The sequence below is a fragment of the Acinetobacter sp. KAM396 genome (assembly GCF_021602765.1).
Lineage (GTDB): Bacteria > Pseudomonadota > Gammaproteobacteria > Pseudomonadales > Moraxellaceae > Acinetobacter > Acinetobacter towneri_A.
The window spans coordinates 76,917-99,508 of the sequence record NZ_BPPH01000004.1 but is presented as its reverse complement, the minus strand read 5'-3'; the positions used below and the strand labels follow the sequence as shown (position 1 = coordinate 99,508).

Annotated in this window: 20 protein-coding genes, 1 tRNA gene and 3 pseudogenes; 11 read left to right on the top strand and 13 right to left on the bottom strand. The window is 39.9% G+C overall.

Annotated features, from left to right (window positions below):
• Positions 1-52: 52 nt before the first annotated feature.
• Positions 53-1,144, bottom strand: a complete 1,092-nt coding sequence (gene ychF / locus L6C30_RS04080) for a redox-regulated ATPase YchF (protein ID WP_236162416.1) — start codon at positions 1,142-1,144, stop codon at positions 53-55.
• Between the two features lie 267 nt (positions 1,145-1,411).
• Between ychF and L6C30_RS04075 the strand changes: the two genes are divergently transcribed.
• Positions 1,412-2,176: a glutathione S-transferase family protein gene (locus L6C30_RS04075; RefSeq protein ID WP_236162417.1), complete on the top strand. Its 765-nt coding sequence runs from the start codon at positions 1,412-1,414 to the stop codon at positions 2,174-2,176.
• Positions 2,177-2,633: 457 nt separating this feature from the next.
• A complete protein-coding gene (locus tag L6C30_RS04070; protein ID WP_178318523.1) occupies positions 2,634-3,104 on the top strand; it encodes an Lrp/AsnC family transcriptional regulator in 471 nt (156 codons plus the stop codon).
• 85 nt (positions 3,105-3,189) lie between these two features.
• On the opposite strand, the gene L6C30_RS04065 is transcribed toward L6C30_RS04070, so the two are convergent.
• The 3 genes and pseudogenes from L6C30_RS04065 to L6C30_RS04055 form a co-directional block, all read right to left on the bottom strand.
• Positions 3,190-3,939 carry a YebC/PmpR family DNA-binding transcriptional regulator gene (locus L6C30_RS04065; RefSeq protein WP_070155957.1) on the bottom strand — a complete coding sequence of 250 codons (750 nt, stop codon included), beginning with the start codon at positions 3,937-3,939 and terminating at the stop codon, positions 3,190-3,192.
• Positions 3,940-4,037: 98 nt separating this feature from the next.
• A pseudogene (locus tag L6C30_RS04060) lies at positions 4,038-4,441 on the bottom strand (1-acyl-sn-glycerol-3-phosphate acyltransferase); the annotation flags it as partial.
• Between the two features lie 12 nt (positions 4,442-4,453).
• Positions 4,454-4,639, bottom strand: a pseudogene (locus L6C30_RS04055) (IS982 family transposase); the annotation flags it as partial.
• A 230-nt stretch (positions 4,640-4,869) separates the two neighbouring features.
• Here L6C30_RS04055 and L6C30_RS04050 point away from each other — a divergent pair.
• Positions 4,870-4,946, top strand: a tRNA-Ile gene (locus tag L6C30_RS04050).
• 255 nt (positions 4,947-5,201) lie between these two features.
• On the opposite strand, the pseudogene L6C30_RS04045 reads toward L6C30_RS04050, so the two are convergent.
• The 4 genes and pseudogenes from L6C30_RS04045 to L6C30_RS04030 all read right to left on the bottom strand — a co-directional run.
• A pseudogene (locus L6C30_RS04045) lies at positions 5,202-5,507 on the bottom strand (transposase domain-containing protein); the annotation flags it as partial.
• A gap of 11 nt (positions 5,508-5,518) precedes the next feature.
• A complete protein-coding gene (locus L6C30_RS04040; protein WP_236162418.1) occupies positions 5,519-6,466 on the bottom strand; it encodes a sensor domain-containing diguanylate cyclase in 948 nt (315 codons plus the stop codon).
• A 156-nt stretch (positions 6,467-6,622) separates the two neighbouring features.
• Positions 6,623-9,196 carry an EAL domain-containing protein gene (locus tag L6C30_RS04035; RefSeq protein WP_236162419.1) on the bottom strand — a complete coding sequence of 858 codons (2,574 nt, stop codon included), beginning with the start codon at positions 9,194-9,196 and terminating at the stop codon, positions 6,623-6,625.
• A gap of 548 nt (positions 9,197-9,744) precedes the next feature.
• Entirely contained in the window at positions 9,745-11,712 is a 1,968-nt protein-coding gene (locus tag L6C30_RS04030) for a BCCT family transporter (RefSeq protein ID WP_236162420.1), read from the bottom strand.
• A gap of 591 nt (positions 11,713-12,303) precedes the next feature.
• Here L6C30_RS04030 and L6C30_RS04025 point away from each other — a divergent pair.
• Positions 12,304-12,558, top strand: coding sequence for a TIGR03643 family protein (locus L6C30_RS04025; RefSeq protein ID WP_034607416.1), 255 nt, complete (start codon positions 12,304-12,306; stop codon positions 12,556-12,558).
• On the opposite strand, the gene L6C30_RS04020 is transcribed toward L6C30_RS04025, so the two are convergent.
• Both L6C30_RS04020 and L6C30_RS04015 read right to left on the bottom strand, forming a co-directional pair.
• Entirely contained in the window at positions 12,555-12,674 is a 120-nt protein-coding gene (locus tag L6C30_RS04020; protein ID WP_236162469.1) for a DUF2256 domain-containing protein, read from the bottom strand. The genes L6C30_RS04025 and L6C30_RS04020 overlap by 4 nt on opposite strands.
• A 36-nt stretch (positions 12,675-12,710) precedes the next feature.
• On the bottom strand, positions 12,711-14,234 hold the full coding sequence (locus L6C30_RS04015) for a cryptochrome/photolyase family protein (protein ID WP_236162421.1): 1,524 nt from the start codon (positions 14,232-14,234) through the stop codon (positions 12,711-12,713).
• A gap of 389 nt (positions 14,235-14,623) precedes the next feature.
• Between L6C30_RS04015 and nudC the strand changes: the two genes are divergently transcribed.
• Positions 14,624-15,391, top strand: coding sequence for an NAD(+) diphosphatase (gene nudC / locus L6C30_RS04010; protein ID WP_019837893.1), 768 nt, complete (start codon positions 14,624-14,626; stop codon positions 15,389-15,391).
• 161 nt (positions 15,392-15,552) lie between these two features.
• Here the strand turns inward: nudC and L6C30_RS04005 are convergent, their stop codons facing one another.
• From L6C30_RS04005 to L6C30_RS03995, 3 genes are all read right to left on the bottom strand, one after another.
• Positions 15,553-15,750 (bottom strand): hypothetical protein, encoded by a 198-nt coding sequence (locus L6C30_RS04005; RefSeq protein ID WP_019837892.1) that lies wholly within the window; start codon positions 15,748-15,750, stop codon positions 15,553-15,555.
• Between the two features lie 65 nt (positions 15,751-15,815).
• Positions 15,816-16,043, bottom strand: coding sequence for a hypothetical protein (locus L6C30_RS04000; protein ID WP_019837891.1), 228 nt, complete (start codon positions 16,041-16,043; stop codon positions 15,816-15,818).
• Between the two features lie 99 nt (positions 16,044-16,142).
• On the bottom strand, positions 16,143-16,358 hold the full coding sequence (locus L6C30_RS03995) for a cold-shock protein (RefSeq protein WP_019837890.1): 216 nt from the start codon (positions 16,356-16,358) through the stop codon (positions 16,143-16,145).
• Between the two features lie 481 nt (positions 16,359-16,839).
• Between L6C30_RS03995 and L6C30_RS03990 the strand changes: the two genes are divergently transcribed.
• The 6 genes from L6C30_RS03990 (at position 16,840) to L6C30_RS03965 (ending at position 22,592) form a co-directional block, all read left to right on the top strand.
• Positions 16,840-17,388: a lipocalin family protein gene (locus L6C30_RS03990; RefSeq protein ID WP_236162422.1), complete on the top strand. Its 549-nt coding sequence runs from the start codon at positions 16,840-16,842 to the stop codon at positions 17,386-17,388.
• A gap of 136 nt (positions 17,389-17,524) precedes the next feature.
• Positions 17,525-18,511 carry an acyl-CoA desaturase gene (locus tag L6C30_RS03985; RefSeq protein ID WP_236162423.1) on the top strand — a complete coding sequence of 329 codons (987 nt, stop codon included), beginning with the start codon at positions 17,525-17,527 and terminating at the stop codon, positions 18,509-18,511.
• A complete protein-coding gene (locus tag L6C30_RS03980; protein WP_236162424.1) occupies positions 18,508-19,800 on the top strand; it encodes an NAD(P)/FAD-dependent oxidoreductase in 1,293 nt (430 codons plus the stop codon). Before L6C30_RS03985 ends, L6C30_RS03980 begins: the two co-directional genes overlap by 4 nt.
• The gene (locus tag L6C30_RS03975) at positions 19,800-20,594 is read left to right on the top strand and encodes a DUF1365 domain-containing protein (RefSeq protein ID WP_236162470.1); all 795 of its coding nucleotides are present in this window, start codon (positions 19,800-19,802) and stop codon (positions 20,592-20,594) included. Before L6C30_RS03980 ends, L6C30_RS03975 begins: the two co-directional genes overlap by 1 nt.
• A complete protein-coding gene (locus L6C30_RS03970; protein ID WP_179995330.1) occupies positions 20,591-21,787 on the top strand; it encodes a cyclopropane-fatty-acyl-phospholipid synthase family protein in 1,197 nt (398 codons plus the stop codon). Before L6C30_RS03975 ends, L6C30_RS03970 begins: the two co-directional genes overlap by 4 nt.
• A gap of 25 nt (positions 21,788-21,812) precedes the next feature.
• Positions 21,813-22,592, top strand: coding sequence for a DUF1295 domain-containing protein (locus tag L6C30_RS03965; RefSeq protein WP_236162425.1), 780 nt, complete (start codon positions 21,813-21,815; stop codon positions 22,590-22,592).

The following is a 22,592-nucleotide window of genomic DNA, read 5'->3' as shown; positions in this document are numbered from 1 at the left end:
TGAATCAATGCTTTGCTGCAAGGATTGTTCTAAAATTAAGCATTAAAACAAGTTAGACATTAAAGCGGAAGTGTAAAACGTCACCGTCTTGAACGATATAAGTTTTACCTTCCAAGCGCCATTTACCTGCTTCTTTTGCGCCTGCTTCGCCGTTGTATTGTACGAAATCATCATAAGCAATACATTCTGCGCGGATAAAGCCTTTTTCAAAGTCAGTGTGAATTACACCTGCCGCTTGTGGTGCAGTTGCACCTACTTTCACTGTCCACGCGCGGACTTCTTGTACGCCTGCAGTAAAGTAAGTTTGCAGACCTAACAGCGCATAACCTGCACGAATCACCACGTTCAGACCTGGTTCTTCCATACCAAGAGCTTCTAAGAACTCTGCACGGTCTTCATCTTCAAGCAATGAAATTTCGGCTTCAATTTGGTTGCATAAAGGAACCACAATCGCATTTTCTTCTGCAGCAAGTTGTTTAACTGCATCTAAGTGCGGGTTGTTTTCAAAGCCATCTTCTGCCACGTTGGCAATATACATGGTTGGTTTTAAGGTTAATAAACCAAAACCACGAACCAATTTGCGTTCATCATCATCTAAATTGGCTGCGCGCGCAGGCTTGCCATCATCTAGTAAAGGTTGAATTTTTTCTAAAACGGCTTTGGTCGCTACAGCTTCTTTATCGCCACCTTTGACAGATTTTGCTAAGCGTGTAATGGCTTTGCTTACCGTTTCTAAATCGGCCAAAGCAAGTTCGGTATTAATGGTTGCAATGTCATCTAATGGGTCAATTTTACCATTTACGTGAATGACGTTTTCATCTTCAAAGCAACGAACCACATGCGCAATTGCATCGGTTTCACGAATGTTGGCAAGGAATTGGTTACCTAAACCTTCACCTTTAGATGCACCTGCAACCAAACCTGCAATATCCACAAATTCCATCGTGGTGGGTAATACACGTTGCGGATTTACGATTTCCGCCAATTTGTCCAAACGTGAATCTGGCACAGGTACAATGCCTGTATTTGGCTCAATGGTACAAAATGGGAAGTTTTCCGCTGCAATTGCAGCTTTGGTTAAAGCATTAAAAAGCGTAGATTTACCAACGTTTGGCAGGCCCACAATACCACAATTAAAACCCATGAATAACTCACAACGTGTTATTTAAAAATTAGGCACGATTTTACATGAAAGGGCAGATAAAGTCAGGTCATCGAACATATGTTTCTCCAATCCAACGTGCTTGGCGTTGTTTGTTGAATTTCTAGCAGGAATTGATTTTGTAGTGTTGACTGTCTCGCCTGTATTTTGAATAAAAAGTACATTGTAATTATAAGAAGCTATGACTAAAGTATGACAAGCACAGTATTGATACTGCTTTGGATATCAAAATTTAAATATGGAGATTTTATGCGCATCTTATACCAGTTTCCTTTGTCTCATTTTTGTGAGAAAGCTCGCTGGTTATTGGATCATAAAGAGTTATATTATGAAGCGCAAAACTTAATTCCAGGTGTGCATCGCGCTTTTTCCCAATTAAAAACAGGGCAAAATAAATTACCTATTTTACGTGATCAAGAGCGCTGGATAGCAGACTCGACTCAAATTGCTTTATATCTGGATGATGTTTATCCTGAACATGCCTTGTTACGCAGTGATGCTGAGCAATATCAACATGCCTTAGCCATAAATATTTTGGCTGATGAACTGGGGCAGCATGTGCGTCGTTGGGGTTTGGCGCATGCACTATCTGAAAGTGAAGAACCTCTGGAAATTTTAATTGGTGAAAAAGGCTATTTGCGTCAATTTTCTAAATATTCCAAGCCAATTATTAAAGCTTTGGTATCTAAGGGTTATCAGCTTGATCAAGATAAGGTCGCAGAATCTAAACAGCGGATGGATGAATTAATTGTCACTTTAAATCAACATTTGATTGATAATTATGGACGCTATTTTGTAGGTGAGCGTTTAGGTTTAGCCGATATTTCAGTGTGTTCGATGCTTGCACCTATTTTAGAAATTTCAGGTACGCCGTGGGAAAAAGAACACGATGAAGTCATTTCTGTAGAATTTAAAAATTATAAAAAGTATTTGCTGGATTTGCCTTTAGGACAATATGTTTCTCGTATTTATCAAACTGAGCGTAATGCACGTGTAGATTGGCGCGGTATTTGAATGTTATTGCCTTAAATAAACCTACGCGCAATTTGCGCGTATTTTTTTTGGATACTGATGGCTAAAACCCTAGAGCCAAGAATTAGAACAAAGAATTTTAGTGATTCTAATTAAAATTCTTTACTGAGTTTGCCAGCGCATTGTGCTTATTGTTGAGCACATCTGTTTTTAATACATTTCTTAAACTTGCAAAAAGAGACGGCTAGGATTGTGACAATTTATGAACGAAGCCGTTATTGATTGGATTGTTGAGAATGTGAATCTTTCAAAACAATAGGTTCAATGAAATCCCCTTTGTCAATGTAGTTGCTCTAGCGATCAGCGGTTATTTCTAAAACATAAAGATTTTGCTTTACTCATGGAAAGAATTTTCATTAAAAATGCTTAGTCTGCAAAACAATTCAAGTATAATAGCGGTATATGTTTAATTTTTATCTGATTAAATTGAGTGCTTAAAATGGAATTGGATCGTTACGATAAGCATATTTTAGAAATTTTAAGCTATGAAGATGTCAATTTGAATGAGCTTTCCGAGCGGGTTAATTTGTCGGTAAGTTCAGTGCATCGACGTATTAAAAGTCTGATCGATCATAAAATTATTTCAGGTTTAAAGCGTGAAATTAATTATCAAAAACTGGGCTTTAGTTTGCATGTGTTGTTGCAGGTGTCTTTGAGCAAACACGATACCGATATTTTTGCCAAATTTTTGGATGAATTGGAAAGCATTCCTGAAGTGATACGTGCATTTTTGGTGACAGGACAGACTGCAGATTTTATTGTAGAGGTTGTGGCACGAGATATGGAAAATTACAGCGAAATTTTATTAAAACGGATTGGTAAAATTGAGCATGTGGCAGGTTTGCATTCTAGCTTTGTGATTAAAGAATATGATGTTTTAAACTGTCATGGTTTATTAAATAAAGTTTAATTTATTAGAATCTTAGAATTATTTTGACTGGATCTAAAAAAAAACGCACGAGAACGTGCGTTTTTAGGAATTGCAGTTAGACCGATTATGCGTCTAATTGTGCTAAAACTTCATCAGAGAATTCAACGTTGGTATATACGTTTTGAACATCATCTAAATCTTCAAGCATATCAATCATTTTCATAATTTTTTTCGCTTGATCGATGTCTGTAATTTCTGCTTTGGTCGATGGACTCATAACCACTTCAGCATTGTCAGATTTCAAACCTGCTGCTGTTAGCGCATCTTGAACTATACCAAAAGCTTCTGGCGTAGTAATAACCAAAATGCCATCTTCAGACACTTCAATATCTTCTGCGCCAGCTTCTAAAGCAACCTCCATCACTTGATCTTCTAAAGAGGAATCTTCAAATGAAATTTCACCACGTTTTGTGAATAGAAACGCTACAGAACCATTGGTGCCTAAGTTACCGTCAGTCTTAGAGAAACAGTGACGTACATCTGGCACGGTACGGTTTAAGTTGTCTGTCATGGTTTCTACAATAACAGCAACACCACCAACACCATAACCTTCATAGGTTACTTCTTTAAGATCGTCGTTATCTTCACCACCTGCACCACGCTGGATGGCACGGTTAATGACGTCACGTGTCATGTTAACTGAAAGTGCTTTTTCCACAACAGCACGTAAACGAGGGTTACTTGCCGCATCTGGACCGCCGAGCTTTGCAGCAGTTGTTAATTCACGAATAAATTTGGTAAACAACTTACCACGACTAGCATCTTGTTTGGCTTTACGATGCTTAATGTTGGCCCACTTGGAATGACCCGCCATGCGAACTTTGCTCCTTACAGATTGGCAGTATGCCTATCAAAATTGCGCCCATTCTAACATAAGCCCTTTTTTTAGATAAAGGGCAGAGTTTTAGGTTTTTAACCATCGCTTGGCGATGTTTTTGGCTCAGGGATAATAATGTCTAAGCCTACGTGCTCTTTATATAATTGTTGGATAAGTGCCATATCGTGATCTAAATCTGTCGGATAAATTTTTCCTAAAATTCCGCCTAGTTTAGTTTGTGAGTTGGCATATATTAAAACGATAGCACATTGGCTGCTTTGGCAATATGCCAAAAACTTGTACGAATTGGCTTGCGGGCTTCACCAGTTTTTGCAGGAGTTGCTTCGGTTGCAATGACCAAATTGAAATGTTCATTATGATCAAAAAGTTCAACCATTTGCGAAACTATATCTTTGCTAGATTTACGGTCGACTGGAATGCCGCCGATTTTTTCCAAAATAGATTTAAGCGGCCCTTTAAAAAGCTCTTTTTTAATTAATCGGAATCCTGCTTAAGCCGATGATTCCATAATTTTAATTATTGGCTTATTCCGATGGGTTAATTGATATGCACATAACGAAGCATATATTCCACTAAGAAATCCATGAATACTACGTGCTTTACTCGTTACTAAATTGTATTGATCTTTCAATAAGCTAAATAATGTTTCTATCTTATTGCGTTGCCGTAGGTGATATTAATCTGGTCAATGTTTGAGTTGTTTTTGGAAGTGAGTAAAGAGAAGCGTTTAAAATTTCATCGGGCAAATTTTCGGAAAGTGAAGGTGTATTTTTTTATTTCAATAATAATCAAATTTGTCTGATGATTATCTATACCGCAATTTCTGAAAATAGCTTGTTTTTTTAACAAAACTTCGCTAGTATTCTTTGCGCTTGAACTTGTTGAATTATAACAAATTCAATTTTAGGGCCTATAGCTCAGTCGGTTAGAGCAGCGGACTCATAATCCGTTGGTCGACAGTTCAAGTCTGTCTGGGCCCACCAAATTTTTGTAATGATATGCATAACTTTGCATTCTATTGATATTTAAAGCTATGAATTTTAAGGATTCATGGGTTTTTTATTTCAATTCTTTGCACAGTTATATACTGTTAAGCACAGCTATGATCAGCCCCATTGTGTATCCGATCTTGTATCCGCTAATCTTTCTGCATTATTCGGATACAAGGAATTTTATTGTGAAAAGATCTGTTCTAGATGGTGTTAAACGTAAGCGTCCGCTGAATCCCATACCTTTTTTTAATTCGATTTAGGTTTCCAGCAGTGCGGCAGCAATTCTTCAATTTGGGTCACTTTGTGTGTCGGCAGCCTTTGCAGCACATCACTTAAATAAGCATATGGATCCAGCCCATTCAGCTTTGCTGACTGGATTAAAGTCATGATATTGGCCGCTCGCTGACCACTGCGCAGCGAACCTGCAAACAGCCAGTTCTTGCGCCCCAACGCCCAGGGACTCATCTGATTCTCGACCCAATTGTTGCAAATTGGTAGATTGACATCATCTAGATAGCGGCTTAAAGCTGGCCAACGCTTCAGAGTGTAATTGTATGGATCAATCAAATGATGACTTTAATTTGACGTTTATGCTGATACATTTTTTCATCTGCTTCAATTACTGCCATTCGTAAATTTTTACTCGGTTCACGTGCCGCAACACCAACTGCAGCATTAATTCCAGCATTTTGTAAGGATTTTAAAAGCCGATTCACCAATTTCTGAGTATTTTCTAAATTCGTTTCAATATTTAGAATGCCAAACTCATCTCCTCCTAAACGCGCGACTAAATCATTGGAGCGTACATTTTTCTTTAAGATTTGGGCCGTTTTTTGAATCATTTGGTCTCCAGCCGAATGACCAAATTTATCGTTTATAGCTTTTAAGTCATTTAAATCTATAATAATCACTGTGGTTGGATGTCCGTAGGTTTTACATCGATCTTCCTCTAAATCCAAAAATGTATCCCAAGCACGACGATTAAAAACACCCGTTAAATGATCGGTTAATGAATCCATTTCAAGCTTTTCACTAACTCTTTTTTGTTCATTAATTTTAAGTTCATTTTGTAAAATTCGACTAAGTAATAAGCTGAATAGCTCTAATAGATCACTATATTGTTCTATACTTTGAGGCTGTACTGATGGATCAATAGCACATAATGTGCCGAAAATAGAACCATCTTCATTGAATAAAGGTTGCCCAATATAGGCGTTTATATCGACCAGTTTGTTGATGCCTGCTTCTACATACAGTGGAATCTTTTTCGAATCAGGTGCTATGCGTGGCCCTTTATCTAGTACCATCTTAGAGCAGTATGAGTCAGCCCAATTGAAGACCTGTCCTGCCTGTACTCCATATCCATGATCTTTAGCTTGCAAAACTATCCAATCATTACTTTCAGTACGAGTAATCATCCATAAAGTAAAGCCTAAGTGATTATGTAAATACTCTAAAATTTTTTCACCAGCATCTTTAAAATCTTTAAAGTTTTCATAAGAAGGGATCATAATTACTCGCTATTTTGATTAGGATTCAACCTAAAAAGTGGCAAAATGCCATTAAATAGGACCGATAGAAACTTTAATTCTCATCGTGTGAACCATACCGGGTTTGTCAGAGACGTTTTTATTTAAGGTAGGCCATTTAGAGGGGAACTCATCCTTTCAGGTATTTATGAAATAAAGCCTGTCTAAAATAACTTTTAAATCTTCTATAGAAACGGGCTTAGCAAAATAATAGCCTTGCAAGTAATTGCATTGGCTCTCTGTTAAAAACTTAGCTTGTTCTTCTGTTTCAACACCTTCAGCCACGACTTCTAAGTTTAATGTTTTTGCCATTTGAGTAATTGCTATAACAATTGCCGCATCATTTTTATGTTCTGGCAAATGTTGAATAAAACTACGATCTAACTTAATTTGATCAATAGGCAGTTGACGGAGGTAACTCAGGCTGGAATAGCCCGTACCAAAATCATCGATTGCTACTTTGATTCCAAGTGCTCGTATAGCTTTTAAAATTTCAACCGATCTTTCAATACCCATCAGTAACATCCCTTCTGTTACTTCTATCTTCAATAACTTAGCATCAAAGTTATTTGTTAGTAGGGTATTCCTTAACTCAGCCAAAAAATTAGTACGTTTAAATTGTATAGGAGATATATTTACAGCCACGCTAAGTTGATCTGGTCTATTCTTATTAAGCTCAGTAATATCTTTGCATGCCTGATTTAATACCCAATTTCCTATTGCTGAAATTTGTCCAGTACGTTCGGCTAAAGGTATGAAAGACAATGGAGAAATTAAACCACGCTCAGGATGGAACCATCGAATAAGTGCTTCAACGCCTACAATTTTATTAGTTAAACTATCAACGATAGGTTGATAAAATAATTTAAATTGCTCATCTTCCAAGGCCATAATGAGTTCATGGCGTAACTGGATGTCATTCACTTTGTGAACCGTATTTCTTTCACTTGTATACCAGTGCCAAGTGCTACGTCCTTCATTTTTGGCTTCATACATTGCATGAATTGCATGATGCAATAACTCTCTAAAATTTTCGACTTCCTCTGTATCAGTCGCAATACCAATACTTGCGCTCAGACGAATATGCTGCCCTTTTATATTAAAAGGTAAAGCTAAAATTTTTAAGATGCCTTCTACTGTTTGAGTTACTTTTTCCTGAGTATATTCTTTGTTTAATAATAGAGCAAAGCCATCAGCGGCAAAACGTGATAAAACATCATCTTCTTGTAAAATAGTCCGTAGACGCTGACTGACCAGCTTAATTAATTGATCCCCTTCAGCATATCCGAGATCTTTACTTATAGTACGGAAGTCATCTAAATCAATATATAAAACCGCTAATGTATTGTTCATTCCACCCTTTTTGTAAAAGGCAAGGTCCAATAACTCTTCAAAAACTTGACGGTTAACTAATTCAGTTAGACTGTCATGAGTACGCTGATAATTTATATATTCTTCATCTATACGTTTCTGGGTTACATCTTGCTGGGTTCCAATAAAATGAGTACATTCATTATTTTGATTCCATACTGGGCTAAGAGTAAGTTGATTCCAGAACCAGGTGCCATCTTTCCTATAGTTTTTTAAGGTAATTTGAACTTCTCGCTTATCTTTAAGCGCTTGGTGAATTTCCTGAACTGCATTAATATCTGTATCTTCTCCTTGTAGAAAGCGACAATTACGACCTAGAATTTCTTTCTCGGAATATCCGGTTAATTTTAGAAAAGCAGGATTAATGTATACAATTTGATGATTTGAAGTAGCATCAGTAATTACAATACCATTAGGACTTGCATCTAATCCCCGTTTTAATAATTGTAAATGCTCTTCTGTTTTATATCGGTCTGTAATATTTTTTACGATTGCAAATACACCTACAATTTTTCTATTTTGAAATAATGGTAAAAAGGTGAGATCTGCCCAATATTTTTCCTCTCTAACGTCATAAACCTGTATTTCTAGACGTTGAATATGACCTTCTGTAGCTTTTTTAAAAGCTTCTTCTGTTATTTTTTGATATTGAAGATGAATAAAATTTAAATAGTGTAGTCCTACAATCTGCTCTATCTCAAATCCATTAATCTTTTTTGATGTTATATTTAATTGGTTAATATTTCCATGTAAATCCAATTCATATACCGTATCAGGATGATGATCAAAAAAAGAATGATATTTATCATTCATAGCATTTTTATGCTGACGCTCATAATATAGATCGATCCCTAAAGCAGTCAGGTATGCCGCATGATTAAGCATTTTAATCTCATCATCTGTTGGGCTCTTCGGTTTTCGATAATAAGTTGCAAAAGTTCCATATAAAGTACCTTCAGCACTAATTATAGGAACAGACCAACAAGCAGAAATATTTTCTTCAATAAGAAATTTTTGATAGCTTATCCAGTTAGGATGAGTAAAAATATCTTCACAAATAACGATTTTACGATAATAGGCTGCTGCTCCACATGCACCAACATATGGCCCAATCTTTAAATTTGTTAATGCATTACGATATGCTGGAGTAAAATATTGTCCTCCACTGATTAAATTTAAATGTTTTTCTTTCTCTGAGAAAAACATAATAGTTACCATTGATCCAGGAATTAAGCCTTCCAACCACTTTGAAACTGTATGCAAAACAACTTTTAAATCAGTTTGTTTACCTAAAAAATCAAGAATAAATAAAGTATCAGGATTATTAGATTCTCTAGACATTACACACCATTCAATAGACGCAAACTCAAATCATAAGTGCGACACATTTGTAGTTAGTTGAATAAGTTAGGTGTATTCGTAGAACCATTAGACTTTTTCAACTCACAATTGGAAAGCGCACAATGAAGAAATGGCTTTGTTGCACAAAGATTTCATAACTATATGATTTTAAAAGTTTGATTGTTTTTTGATCCAAAATTAAATCTATTTAAATCAGATGCTTACATATTTATGCAACAAAGCCTATAAAATTAGACAATTAATTGTACCTTTATTTAAAATATTGTTCCAAACAAAATATGACTTTCTTAAAAGTTCTTAGCTGTTTTTAAGTATAAAAAACCCGACCAGGGGAGATCGGGCTAAAAAGAAACTACAGCACTAATTTCTGCAAGGAATATAACATAAATCACAAAAAAATAAAGATATGAGCGTTACTACACAGGTCGGGCTAGTTGTCCTTCGGATCAAACCAATTTCGTTACACTCATTGTTTTAAGCATAGCAAATTCAGGCAATTACACAATTTAATTTACAGTCTCCATTACTTAGTTGCGAACCACATTTAAGAAATATAAATGCCGCTCATATTGTTCCAAAATGTCTTGAAGTAAGTCTTCTTGTGTCCATTCCATCACATTGTAGTTTTTACCACCTTCCCGTAAAAACACTTCAGCAATATAAGACTGCTGAGTATCTTCATTTTGATCTTGAAGCATAAAGCTTGGAGCGAGAGTTTTACTTACAACTACTTGGTAAATAAAATTAATTTCATCATGATGATTGACTTTGAATAGTAAGCCTTGATCACTTTCGATAATAGATACATCCAGTTGGCGACGTTGAAATTCACGCTTTAAATTCTGAAATGCTTGACGTACATCCTGTTTAATATAGGCTTTGACTTCGGATTCACTGTGAGGCGAATGCATAATTAAACTTAAACGCTGTTGCCAACTTCTTGGATTATGTATAGCGCGTGGTGTGATTCGAGCACTTTGTAAAGCTTGCATCTTAGTCACATCTAAACGTAAGGCTTTGATGAGTCCGATGCACAATAGCAACATAATAAAAGTGAACGGTAGGGCACTCATAATAACTGCAGACTGCAAAGCTTCTAAGCCACCTGCAATCAATAAAATAATAGAGAGCACAGCAATAGTTGCTGTCCAAAACAGTCGTTGCCACGCAGGAGAATGTTCTGTTTTTGCTGTTAAATAATCGGTGATTAAAGACCCAGAATCTGCAGAAGTCACAAAGAATAGAAAAACTAAAACCGTTGCAAGTAAGCTAGAAGCACCAGAAAATGGCAAGTGCTTTAAAAACTCAAATAAGGCAACAGAAGAGTCTTTTTCTACAGCAGCCACTAAACCTCCCTGATTTTCAAAAAGAATACTAAATAGCGCGGCATTACCCATAAAACCCATCCATACCAAAGTGAAACCTGTGGGAATGAGTAATACCCCTACAATAAATTCACGGATGGTGCGTCCACGGGAGACACGAGCGATAAACATACCAACGAATGGCGACCATGAAATCCACCAAGCCCAATACATGATGGTCCAACCACCAATCCAGCCTGTAGGCTGATAGGCATACAGATTAAAGGTCATTGCAAATAAATTGGAAACGTATTGACCAATGTTCTGAATGGTGGTTTGTAAAATATAAATACTCGAACTGGCGAAAAATACAAATGCGAGCAGTATTACGGCCAAAATGATATTTAGTTCAGAAAGTCGTTTAATGCCCTTATCAAGACCAAGAAAAACTGAAAATGATGCGAGTGCACTGACTAAGATAATTAAGATAATTTGGGTTTGAATACTATTTTCAAAATCAAATAAATAATTTAGCCCAGAGCTAATTTGAGTTACACCAAAACCTAAAGTGGTTGCGATACCGAATATTGTGCCTATAGTTGCAAAAGTATCAATTCCATCGCCAATCGGGCCATAAATTCGCTTGCCAATAATTGGATATAAGCCTGAACGCACCTTTAAAGGTAAGTTATGTCTAAAAGAGAAATAAGCAAGACTTAATCCCACTAAAGCGTAAATAGCCCAGGCATGCAATCCCCAGTGAAAAAAAGTAATACGCATGGACTGTTGGGCAGATTGGATGGTTTCGGGTGTTCCAGTCGGTGGGCTAACATAGTGCATAACGGGTTCGGCCACACCAAAGAACATTAAGCCAATACCCATTCCTGCGGTAAATAACATGGCAAACCAAGAACTATTTTTATATTCAGGTTCGCTATGATCTGGACCTAATTTAATACGCCCCATTTTAGACAAGGCGATACAGGTAAGCGCGATCAGAAAAATGGCGACAGCAAGTACATAAAACCAACTAAAAGAGGCTGTGATCCATTGGTTTAACTGATTGGTGAGCAAGTTAAAAGCATCTGGTGTAAATATCACTAATGCTAAAAAAACAGAAATAATAATCACGGTGCTAAAAAATACATTTGGATTGACGTTATCAAACCAAGATGCTTTTTTGGAAGGCATAATTCCCCCGTATTTTGTCGTAGTTTGGTGCGTGTAGATAAAAGCAAAAATTTCAATTGAGTGAAAAGATAGGAAATCAATCTCTTGATGAGTGTGCTTGGTACAGAATTATCGGCAGAACAACTGATTTGTAATTATATCATTGGATTTACCTTTTAGTAAAACCTAGGGTGTAAAAATGCATTTCAGTATTTTATATACGGTAAATTTTTAGTTAGGAAAAGTGTGGCTAGTAAATCGATAGCTATTCATAGCTTATAAGGCTAATACTTCTCCTGCATAATCTGAAAGATCAACTAGCCCCACAGAGGCTTTGTTGTATAAATATGTAAGCATCTGATTTAAATAAATTTAATTTTGGATCAAAAAATAATCAAATTTTTAAAATCATATAGTTATAAAATCTTTGTGCAACAAAGCCTTTAAATTTTAACAACTTAGGAAAGCTCTATCTTTAAAATCTTTATGCAACAAAGCCAAAGTAAACTAGAAAAAATCACAAAAAATTCATGATTGTACTGTTATTCTTTTAGTCAAATTAAAGTCGTTAAAGCTTATTGACGCTTCATAATGATTAAAAACGAGAATAGTATGAATCAATTTTCTGTGGAAGACGTATCCAGAATTATAGAAATGGCTTGGGAAGATAGAACTCCTTTTGAAGCTATTTTATGTGAGTATGGTTTAAATGAAGCGGCGGTGATCCGCTTGATGCGGCAAAATATGAAAGCATCGAGTTTTAAAATGTGGCGTGAACGCGTCACCGGCCGAAAAACCAAACATCTGCAACTGCGTTCACCCGACGTGATACGGGCCTATTGTTCACGGCAATACAAGCGTTTCTAAGCGTTTGATTTTGACCGCTGTCTGGATTCACGTTTACATCGTTCAGAACAGTATCTGACTTCCTCCCAGCAGCGTTGCCATTTTTTGCGCCAAGTAAAAGGACGCAAACAGTGCATACAGATTTTTTCAGGAAGATGCTGTTTTTTCATGGTTTATAACTCATCAATCCGGCTAAGAAGTTGCTGGGCATGGCTGATAATCTGCGGCCGATCTTTAAGCTTGTCCAGCTGTCGATAGATCATGCCCATACGTGGATGAGTACGGAATGTCTCCTCATTCCTGATCATGAAATACCAGTACAGGCTATTGAACGGACAGCTATCTGGTTCGGTGCGAGTTTTGACATTGTAGCTACAGTGCTTACAGTAATCGGACATCTTATGGATGTAATTGCCCGAGGCCGCATAGGGTTTGCTGGCCATCAAGCCGCTATCGGCATGCATTACCATGCCCAAGGTGTTCGGTAGTTCTACCCATTCATAGGCATCGGCATAGACTGCCAGATACCACTCGCTGATCTGCTGCGGGTCTACACCAGTTAATAAGGCAAAATTTCCAGTCACCATCAAACGCTGGATATGATGTGCATAGGCATGCAGAAAAGTATTACGGAAACACTCAGCCATACAGTTCATCCGAGTACGTCCAGTCCAGTAAAATTGTGGCAATGGTGCTGAGTGCTGCAGTGCATTGCGATTGGCATATTCTGGCATGTACAGCCAGTAAATTCCGCGAACATATTCGCGCCAGCCTAAAATCTGTCGGATAAAACCTTCCACTGCATTCAGTGGTGCATGACCGGCATGGTAGGCAGCTTCTGCCGCATCACAGACTTCTTTGGGCAGTAACAGACCACAATTTAGATAAGGCGAGAGCAGGCTGTGAAACAGCATGTCTGCACCCTGAACCATGGCATCCTGATAATCTCCAAAATGCGGCAAACTGTGGGTAATGAAATGCTCCAGTGCAAGCAGAGCATTGCTACGTGTGGTGGCCCAGCGGAAGTTGTCAAGGCTGCCAGAGTGACGGGAAAACTCGCGCTCAACCAGCTTAAGTACATCCAGATCAATCTGATCTCGTTCAAAATGAAGTGCAGGAGGTAATGGTGGACTGCCTGACCAAGCCTTACGATTGGCGCTGTCATAATTCCACTGTTCTCCAAACGGTTGTTGTCCCTGCATCAAGTAGCCAGTCTGTTTACGCATTTCCCGGTAAAAATATTCCATGCGTAGCGTCTGGTAGTGATTGGCCCAATGCTGGAACTGCTCTGGACTACAGAAAAAACGTTCATCATTCAGGCACTGCACTGGCAGTTGCAGATGCTTGCTCCAATGCTGTTCAATCTGCTGCTGTAAACGATATTCTCCGCAGTGCGTAATGACTATTTCTGTGACTGGTAAGAGTTGCTGCTGTGACTCTATGAAATCCAGCAGTCTACGAATCGGACTATCAGATTGAAAAGCATGGTAACGTAAACGCCAGCCTTCTGCTTTGAGTTCTTTGGCAAAATGACGCATGGCGCTAAAAATCAGGGCAATTTTCTGCGGATGATGGGCGACATACGTGGCTTCCTCAACATCTTCGGCCATTAGGATCACATCCCGGGTACGGTCCAGCGCTTTGAGCGTAGCAAGCTGATGATGAAGCTGGTCACCCAGAATTAAACCGAAACGCATAGCCACTCTAGACCTGATCAAAGATAGCGCAGTGTAAATCTAGGCAGTTCAATTTTTTGTGAAAATAAAAATCAACCCACATGTTGAGCCAATTCAACTCGACCAGATGATCCTCTGACATCGCATAGGAATCATAATTGCTGCAATAAAAGACTGTTCATCTCTACAATGCTAAAGCCAGTTGATGAAACTTACTTTGCATGATTTCTGAGTTCATAATTGGTGTGAAAATTATGTGATTTTAATCAAAAAGATACAAATTATTATGCTTGTAATTTAGGTGGCGTGCACCTAGTATCTGGCTAGAAGTTACTCCATGTAAGCTTCCTTAGTTTTGTCCCATACATCCCCAGTATGGGATTTTTTTTAATCAGGGAATTCTCACGAGCATGCATTCAAAAGCGTATATTTTTAGACAGCAGCAATTATTGGTGGATGAGCATTTTCAGTTGCCGCAGGTAGCCAAACTGCAGCACGACTTGAACTTGACGGAAAATGGCGAGATCATTGCTCGTGACCTGAAAGAAGACGAACCGGTGCCTGAAGGTTATCAGCTGGTTCCGATCCGACAACTAGTGCAAGTCTGGAACAGACCACAATTTGAAGAGGCCAGCCGTGCGGTACAGTTACTGGAATGGCGCCGTAACCACCGCTTTTGCAGTAAATGCGGCCATGCCACCCAGCAACACGCCAGCCAGTATGCCATGGTCTGTCCATCCTGTGGCTATAACCAGTATCCACGGGTGAATCCCTGTGTGATTACCATCATTACCCGGGGCGAAGATGAAATTCTGCTGGCAAAAAATGCCCGCAATAAAACCCAAATGTACAGTCTGATTGCCGGCTTTGTTGAAGTCGGAGAAACCCTGGAAGAGGCAGTCCGCCGTGAAACCCTAGAAGAAGTTGGGCTGCAGATCAAAAACATTCAATATCTGGCCAGCCAGCCGTGGCCGTTTCCCAGCAATCTGATGATGGCCTTCAAGGCGGAATATCATACAGGGGACATTCAAATTCAGGAAAATGAACTGAGCGATGCGCAGTTTTTCAAATTTGATCAGTTACCCGAAATTCCGTTTAAGGGCAGTATTGCCTATGCCATGATTCAACATGTGATGCATGGAACGCCTGTAGCAGATGACAGTAAAGAATGGCTTTGAAATTTTGAACAAATAATATAGTGCGCATTCTCGTTCTTTTAAGGGCGAGTTAAGCCACTAGAAATTTAAAATTATTATATGAGTTATAAATAATATAAAGCGATAATATATAAATATTTTTATATTATCATCTTTGTTTTAGCTGTGAGTAGTTCATCGACTTAAATAATTTTGAAAATTTTTCCGCTTGAAGTACTTTGGAAAAACATTTCAAAACTGGGTCGAATATCTTCACCATCCACGGTAATATATTTGACATGGGAGCAAGACTGGCTAGCACTAAAATGGCGCTCAACCGTGGCCTGAATAGAATATTTGATACCAAATTGGTCTTTTACATTTAGATTTTGTTTAAACATTAGTTCACCTTTAACAAGATTATGGCAGAGCGGCTATTCAATTAATTAAGCAATATATTATTTTTTTAAACAACTTTTTGATTTAGCTTAAATAATTGATTTAAAGACGTATAAAATGTACGACCATCTAAATTTAAATCTACCTCAATTCCAGATTCCAGCAGAACTCTTTTACCCACTTCAATTTCTTTAAAACCTTGACGTGTATTCTGCATTTTATTTAAGGGAATTAAAGAAACGATAATTTCAGTACCATTTTTAGATTTTGCAATTAATTCATTAACTTTTAACAATTTATATCCTGTTTTTATGATTTTTTCCAATATGGAACAACAACTTTTCTTTAAAATTAAAAAAGCACTGAGTAGTGCTTTTTCAACTCGTATTAGTGCTTATATAGCAACAATATTGACCGCATTCGGTCCTTTTTGACCTTGAGCAATACTAAATTCAACCTGTTGGCCTTCGAATAAGGTTTTAAAACCTGAGTTAGCAATTTCACTGAAGTGCGCAAAAACATCTGGACCTGATTCTGGTTGAATAAAACCAAAACCTTTAGTTTCATTGAACCACTTAACGGTACCTTTAACAACATTTGAGTTTGACATAATAAATCCTACTGATTTTTTAATAATTTTTAGTCATTTTATTGACTGCATATAACTTTGAAAATAATAAAGAATGAAACTTAAAATCTGAAAAAAACGAAGAATTATGAATAAAACGACGATACTTAAGAGAGATTTAATGAAACAAGACTTTTTTCTAGTTGAGTTAACTATACCTTAAAAATAAAATTAATCAAGTTTTTTTATATGTATATTTAATTGCCTTATAAAAGATGATTGGTTCAGGAATTAATATGTTGATCTAGTTGACTTTTTTAAAATAATACTATCGACAATATTGCTACATTGAATCTAAAAAACCAATTTACCGCTTTAGAAGGGGATCCAAGAAGAAATGATTTTCCCCATTTTCTAAGGCAGTAAGATTGAAATTTCTCCTACCTTCATTCTGCATTTAATCTTCACACTTTGTTCACATCGACTTGGGTTATCTTAAGTCTCAAATACAACAAGGCTAAAAATGAAGATGCTATACAAGTCGGTTTTTGCAGTTACAGCGCTGGCCATCATCAGCTTAAGCTTTACTGCTAGAGCTGAAGCGGTTGCCCCTCGGGCAGTCGATCAGGTGGATATCCGGCAGTATGCGGGTAAATGGCATGAAATTGCGCATTTACCGATGTATTTTCAGCGTAAATGTGTTTCGGATATCTCGGCACAATACACTGTCAATGCCGATCAGACCATAGGCGTCTTAAATAGCTGCCGGACTGAAAATGGTGAAATGATCAGTTCTGAAGGGGTGGCCTATCCGCAAAATCAGGGCAACAGCAAACTGAAAGTCAGCTTTTTGCCGCCAGGTTTAAGATGGATTCCGTTTACCAAAGGGCATTACTGGGTATTACGCGTGGATCCTGAATATAAAGTGGCGCTGGTCGGTGGACCGAGTACCAAATACCTGTGGATTTTATCGCGCGAACCGCAACTGGATGAAGCCACCTATCAGTCCTATCTGGATACAGCAAAATATTATGGTTATGACATCACAAAGCTGATCAAATTGTCGCATTAATCTGTTACCCTTTTGCCGAACTGCTTAGTCTCTCTACAGTTCGGCTTTTTTTATTTCACTTCACATAAAATTCATATCTGACTGATTAGACTCATCAAATAGAATAAAGACAACCGCTTAAAAGTAGGATGAGTCCATGTTGAAAAGCCTGATGCGATGGATAGACAGCTGGTCCATACACACATCGCCTGAAACGCTGACCGCTGAAAACAGCCGGATTCAGTGGCTCCGGATTTTGCCCTTTATTCTGTTGCATCTGGCCTGTCTCGCAGTGTTCTGGGTGGGGGTGTCATGGTTTGCGCTGGGCTTTATGCTGCTGTTCTACCTGATCCGCATGTTTTCCATCACCGCTTTTTTTCATCGTTATCTGTCACATAAAACTTTTCAGACTTCGCGTCCGGTACAGTTCCTGTTTGTGTTAATTGGAACTATGAGTGCACAGCGTGGTCCGCTATGGTGGGCGGCCCATCACCGTTATCACCATCGCTATACCGATACCTTGCAAGACCCGCATTCCTCCACGCATGGTTTTTGGTACAGCCACGTTGGCTGGTTTTTAAATGAATATAACTTTGCCACGCGAAAAGAAGTCATTAGAGATTGGCTGAAATATCCGGAACTGATCTGGCTGGACCGTTTCAGTTTAATTGTGGTGGTGCTGACCGCGGGCGGTATTTATGCGCTAGGGGAGTGGCTGGCTATGACCTGGCCACAACTCGGTACCTCCGGCCTGCAATTGCTGGTCTGGGGGTTTGTGGTCTCCACTGTGTTGCTGCTCCATGCCACTTTGTGTATTAACTCATTGGCGCATCATTATGGCAGCCGGGATTTTGACACTGAAGATCACAGCCGCAACAACTTATTCTTGTCAATCATTACCTTGGGCGAAGGCTGGCACAACAATCACCATTATTATGCTGGCAGTACACGGCAGGGTTTTTACTGGTGGCAGATTGATGTGACCTATTACCTGCTGAAACTCATGTCTTTGTTCGGGCTGGTCTGGGGACTCAAGCCGATTCCGCCACGGGTCTATGATGTCAGTAAAATTGCCCGGGCTCGAAAACAGAAAAAAGCTGCCAAGACTGGCACTCCGACTATTCATTCAAAGGAATCGCCATGAAAATTGCAATTATTGGTTCAGGTATTTCCGGTCTGTACGCTGCCTGGAAACTCAGCAAAGCGCATGAAGTCACAGTATTTGAAAAGAAGAACTACTTTGGTGGTCATACCGATACCCATCAGCTGAATATCGATGGTGAACAGGTTGCGGTGGACAGTGGCTTTATTGTGTTTAACGAGCATAACTATCCGCTGTTCTGCGCCATGCTAAAAGAACTTGGGATTCAATCGCAAAGCAGTGACATGGGCTTTTCGGTGAATAATCAGGTCAGTGGCTTACAGTACAATCCTTCAAAAAAATTCTCGTTATTGTTCCGACCTCAAAACTTTTTTAATGCAGATTTTCGCGCGATGTTGTCGGATCTGTTCCGCTTCTATGCCGCCAATAAAGATCTGGATGTCGAGCATGTCGATGCACAGCTCAGTATAGATGAGTATCTGGATCGGCATGGTTATTCCGAAGCCTTCCGTCAGGAACATCTCTATCCGATGTGTGGAGCGCTGTGGTCCTGCCCGGTGGAGCAAGCTGGACAAATTCCCTATAAATTTGTGGTGAGCTTTTTCCAGCACCATCGCATGTTGCAATTAAAAGACCGGCCGTTATGGCTTACGGTCAAGGGGGGATCAGCGCGTTACGTTCGTGCCATTCAGTCCCAATCGAATATCACCTTCCGCAAGATGGGTGTTCTGCATGTATCCCGTAGTGCCAATGATGTGCTGGTTGAAACGACACACGGCAGCGAACGTTTTGACTGGGTTGTATTTGCCAGCCATGCTGATGATAGTCTGAAATTACTGAAAGACCCTTCTGCTCAGGAGTGGGACGTACTTGGTAAGTTCCGCTATCAGGATAACCGCATGGTGGTGCATTCAGATACTAGTATTATGCCCAAATCTCGTCGCCAATGGGCGAGTTGGCATGTACATGTAACCTCGAGTCAAGGATCTGAACAAACGCCATTCCAGCATAGTAATATGCACTATGGTTTTAGCTATTGGATGAACCAGTTGCAAAACCTGCAATGCAAAACTCAGGTCTTTGCGACCCTTAATCCTAATTTTAGACTTGATCCGAAAAAAGTCTGGGTGGAACGAAACTATCGTCATCCGGTGTTTGATGCAACTGCGATTGAAGCACAACAACGCTGGGTCGAGGTCAACGGCCAAAACCGCACCTCATACTGTGGTGCTTACTGGGGCTGGGGCTTTCATGAGGATGGCGCACGTAGTGCTTCCTGGGTAGTCGATCAGCTATTGCAGCAGACCGAGCAGGCAGCTAGGAGCGCATGATGCAGATGTATCCACTGGCGATTGCCTCTGCCGAAATCAGGCATCGCCGTTACCTGCCCAAAGCCCATGCTTTTGAGACCCAGCTAACCTATCTATGGTTTGATCCGGATCAACTCTCAAGCTTTACCCAAAAATCCTGGCTCTGGTCTTCCAGGCACTGGAATTTCTTGACCCTAGATGAGCGGGATTTTCTGACCATGGAATATGGTTCGATTCGGCAGAAGGTCTCACGTTTGCTCATCAAGCGGGAAAACTATCTATTACCGCATGCCGCATCTATCCGAGTAATGGCTTTACCGCGCACACTAGGTTTCCGTTTCAATTCCGTAGTATTTTATCTGGTCTTTGGTGCCACCGACCAATTGCTCTTTGTGTTGAGTGAAATCACCAACACACCGTGGAATGAACGACAGGTCTACATTCACGACTGCCAGAACAATGCAGACGAATATGCGCCGTACCAGAGTCACCAGTTTGACTTTAAAAAGGCCTTTCATGTGTCGCCGTTCATGCCGATGGGGCTGGATTATCGCTGGCGCTTCAGCTTTTCGGATCGGCAGAACGTGATTCATATGCAGCTGTTTGAGCAGGGAATCTTGCAATTCGATGCCACCCTGAAATTTTCCTTGCAGGCCATCACGGTTCCTTCACAGCAGCATCGCTATGCTGTAATGAAAGTTCTTGAACCCTTCAGGATGGTCAGCGGAATTTATCTGCACGCCTTTCGTTTATGGAAAAAGAAAGTTCCATTTTACCGACATCCTAAAAAAGAAAAAGGAAACACATTGCGATGAAGACACTATTCATGGGAGAGCAAAGCACACTGCCGGTGGTACTGCGCCACCTGCTGAAATTACGCCATGGTCAGCTGATTTTTAAAGGCGTCTGGAACGGGGCTGTCGGGGAAAATAGCGATTTACAGGCGGTGATACAGGTGCATGATGTTCGTCTGATGGATCTGCTGTTTCGTAATGGTGTACTGGGTGCTGCCGAAGGTTTTATCCGTGGCTACTGGAGCAGTGAAGATCTGGTCGATGTGATCCGCATTTTGGCACGTAACCGCGATGTGCTGGACCAGATGAATCAGAATGCAGTGGCCAAAGCCAGCCAGTTACTGTTAAAGGTCTGGTATAAATCGCGCAAGAATTCGATTGATGGCAGCCGCAAAAATATTGCCGAGCATTATGACCTGAGCAATGACTTCTTCAAGCTGTTCCTAGATTCCAGCATGATGTATTCCAGTGCGGTGTTTAAAGAGCCGGGCATGACCCTGGAACAGGCTTCGGATTATAAAAAAGAGCTGATCTGCCAGAAACTGCAACTCAAACCGATGGATCATTTGGTTGAAATTGGCAGCGGCTGGGGCGGTTTTGCCATTTATGCGGCTCAGCATTATGGCTGTAGGGTGACTACCATTACCATTTCCAAAGCTCAGTACGATGAAGCACTCGCCCGAGTTGCTGAAGCAGGGCTGTCTCATCGGGTGTCTGTACAGCTTCAGGACTACCGTTTACTCGAGGGTAAATACGACAAATTGGTGTCCATTGAAATGATTGAAGCAGTTGGTGAGCAATATTTATCAACTTATTTCCGAAAATGCCGCGAGCTCCTCAAGCCGAATGGTCTGGCCTTGATACAGGCGATTACGATTGAAGATGCACGCTATATTAAAGCTTTAAATACGGTGGATTACATCAAGCGTTATATTTTCCCCGGTAGTTTTATTCCATGTATCAGTGTTATGACGCAAACGGCTTCTGAGCAAAAACTTCGTCTCAAACATCTGGAAGATATTGGTCAAAGCTATGCACAAACCCTGAAGTGTTGGCGTCAGCGTTTCTTGCAGCAGCATGATCAGGTACTTGGGCTTGGCTTTGATGAGCGTTTTATCCGCATGTGGGATTTTTATCTGTGTTATTGCGAAGGTGGTTTTAGGGAAGGCGTGATCAGTGATGTACATCTGCTGTTCGAAGCCAGTGCCTACTAAGCCAAGATAAAACAGGAGGGCCGAAATGCTGCTGAATTTACTGATGCTGAATGTCTTTATCATGCTCTGTAGCTGGGTGTTGGTGACCTATAACCGCAGAGCAGGGCTGGTCGATGTCTCTTGGAGTTTCAGTGTTGCCCTCAATGTGATTATTGCCGCTTGGGCGATTGACAGTGCACCGATGTTGGTTCGCTTATTTCTGGGACTGGCAAGTGGGATCTGGTTTTCACGACTGACTTGGCATCTGTTACGGCGCTATGCCAATGAAACCCAAGAAGACACGCGTTATGCCAACATGCGCCGGGCCATGGGCCGTTATCAGCATCTTGGTTTTCTGGTGTTTTTTATATTTCAGGCAGGTTTGGCGCTACTGTTTTCTTACCCAATGCTGAAGTTGTTAAGTATCTCGACCGAGGAATGGAATGACTGGACTTTGGTCACTGTTATTTTGGCGGGCATGATCATGCTATCCGCTTTGATAGGCGAAAGCACTGCCGATCAGCAACTTTACCGTTTTAAGCTAGATCCACAGAATCAAGGTAAAACCATGGATCAGGGTTTGTGGAAATATTCGCGCCATCCGAATTATTTTTTTGAATGGCTGCATTGGTTTGCTTATCCAGTGCTCGGTCTGGCAGCAGGATGCTATGAATTATGGATTTATCCACTGCTGATGTGGCTGTTTCTGTACTACATCACCGGGATTCCCTTTAGTGAACAACAGGCGCTGGCACATCGCGGCGACAACTATAAAGACTATCAACGACGAACTTCAATGTTTATTCCGTGGCCACCCAAAGAGTAG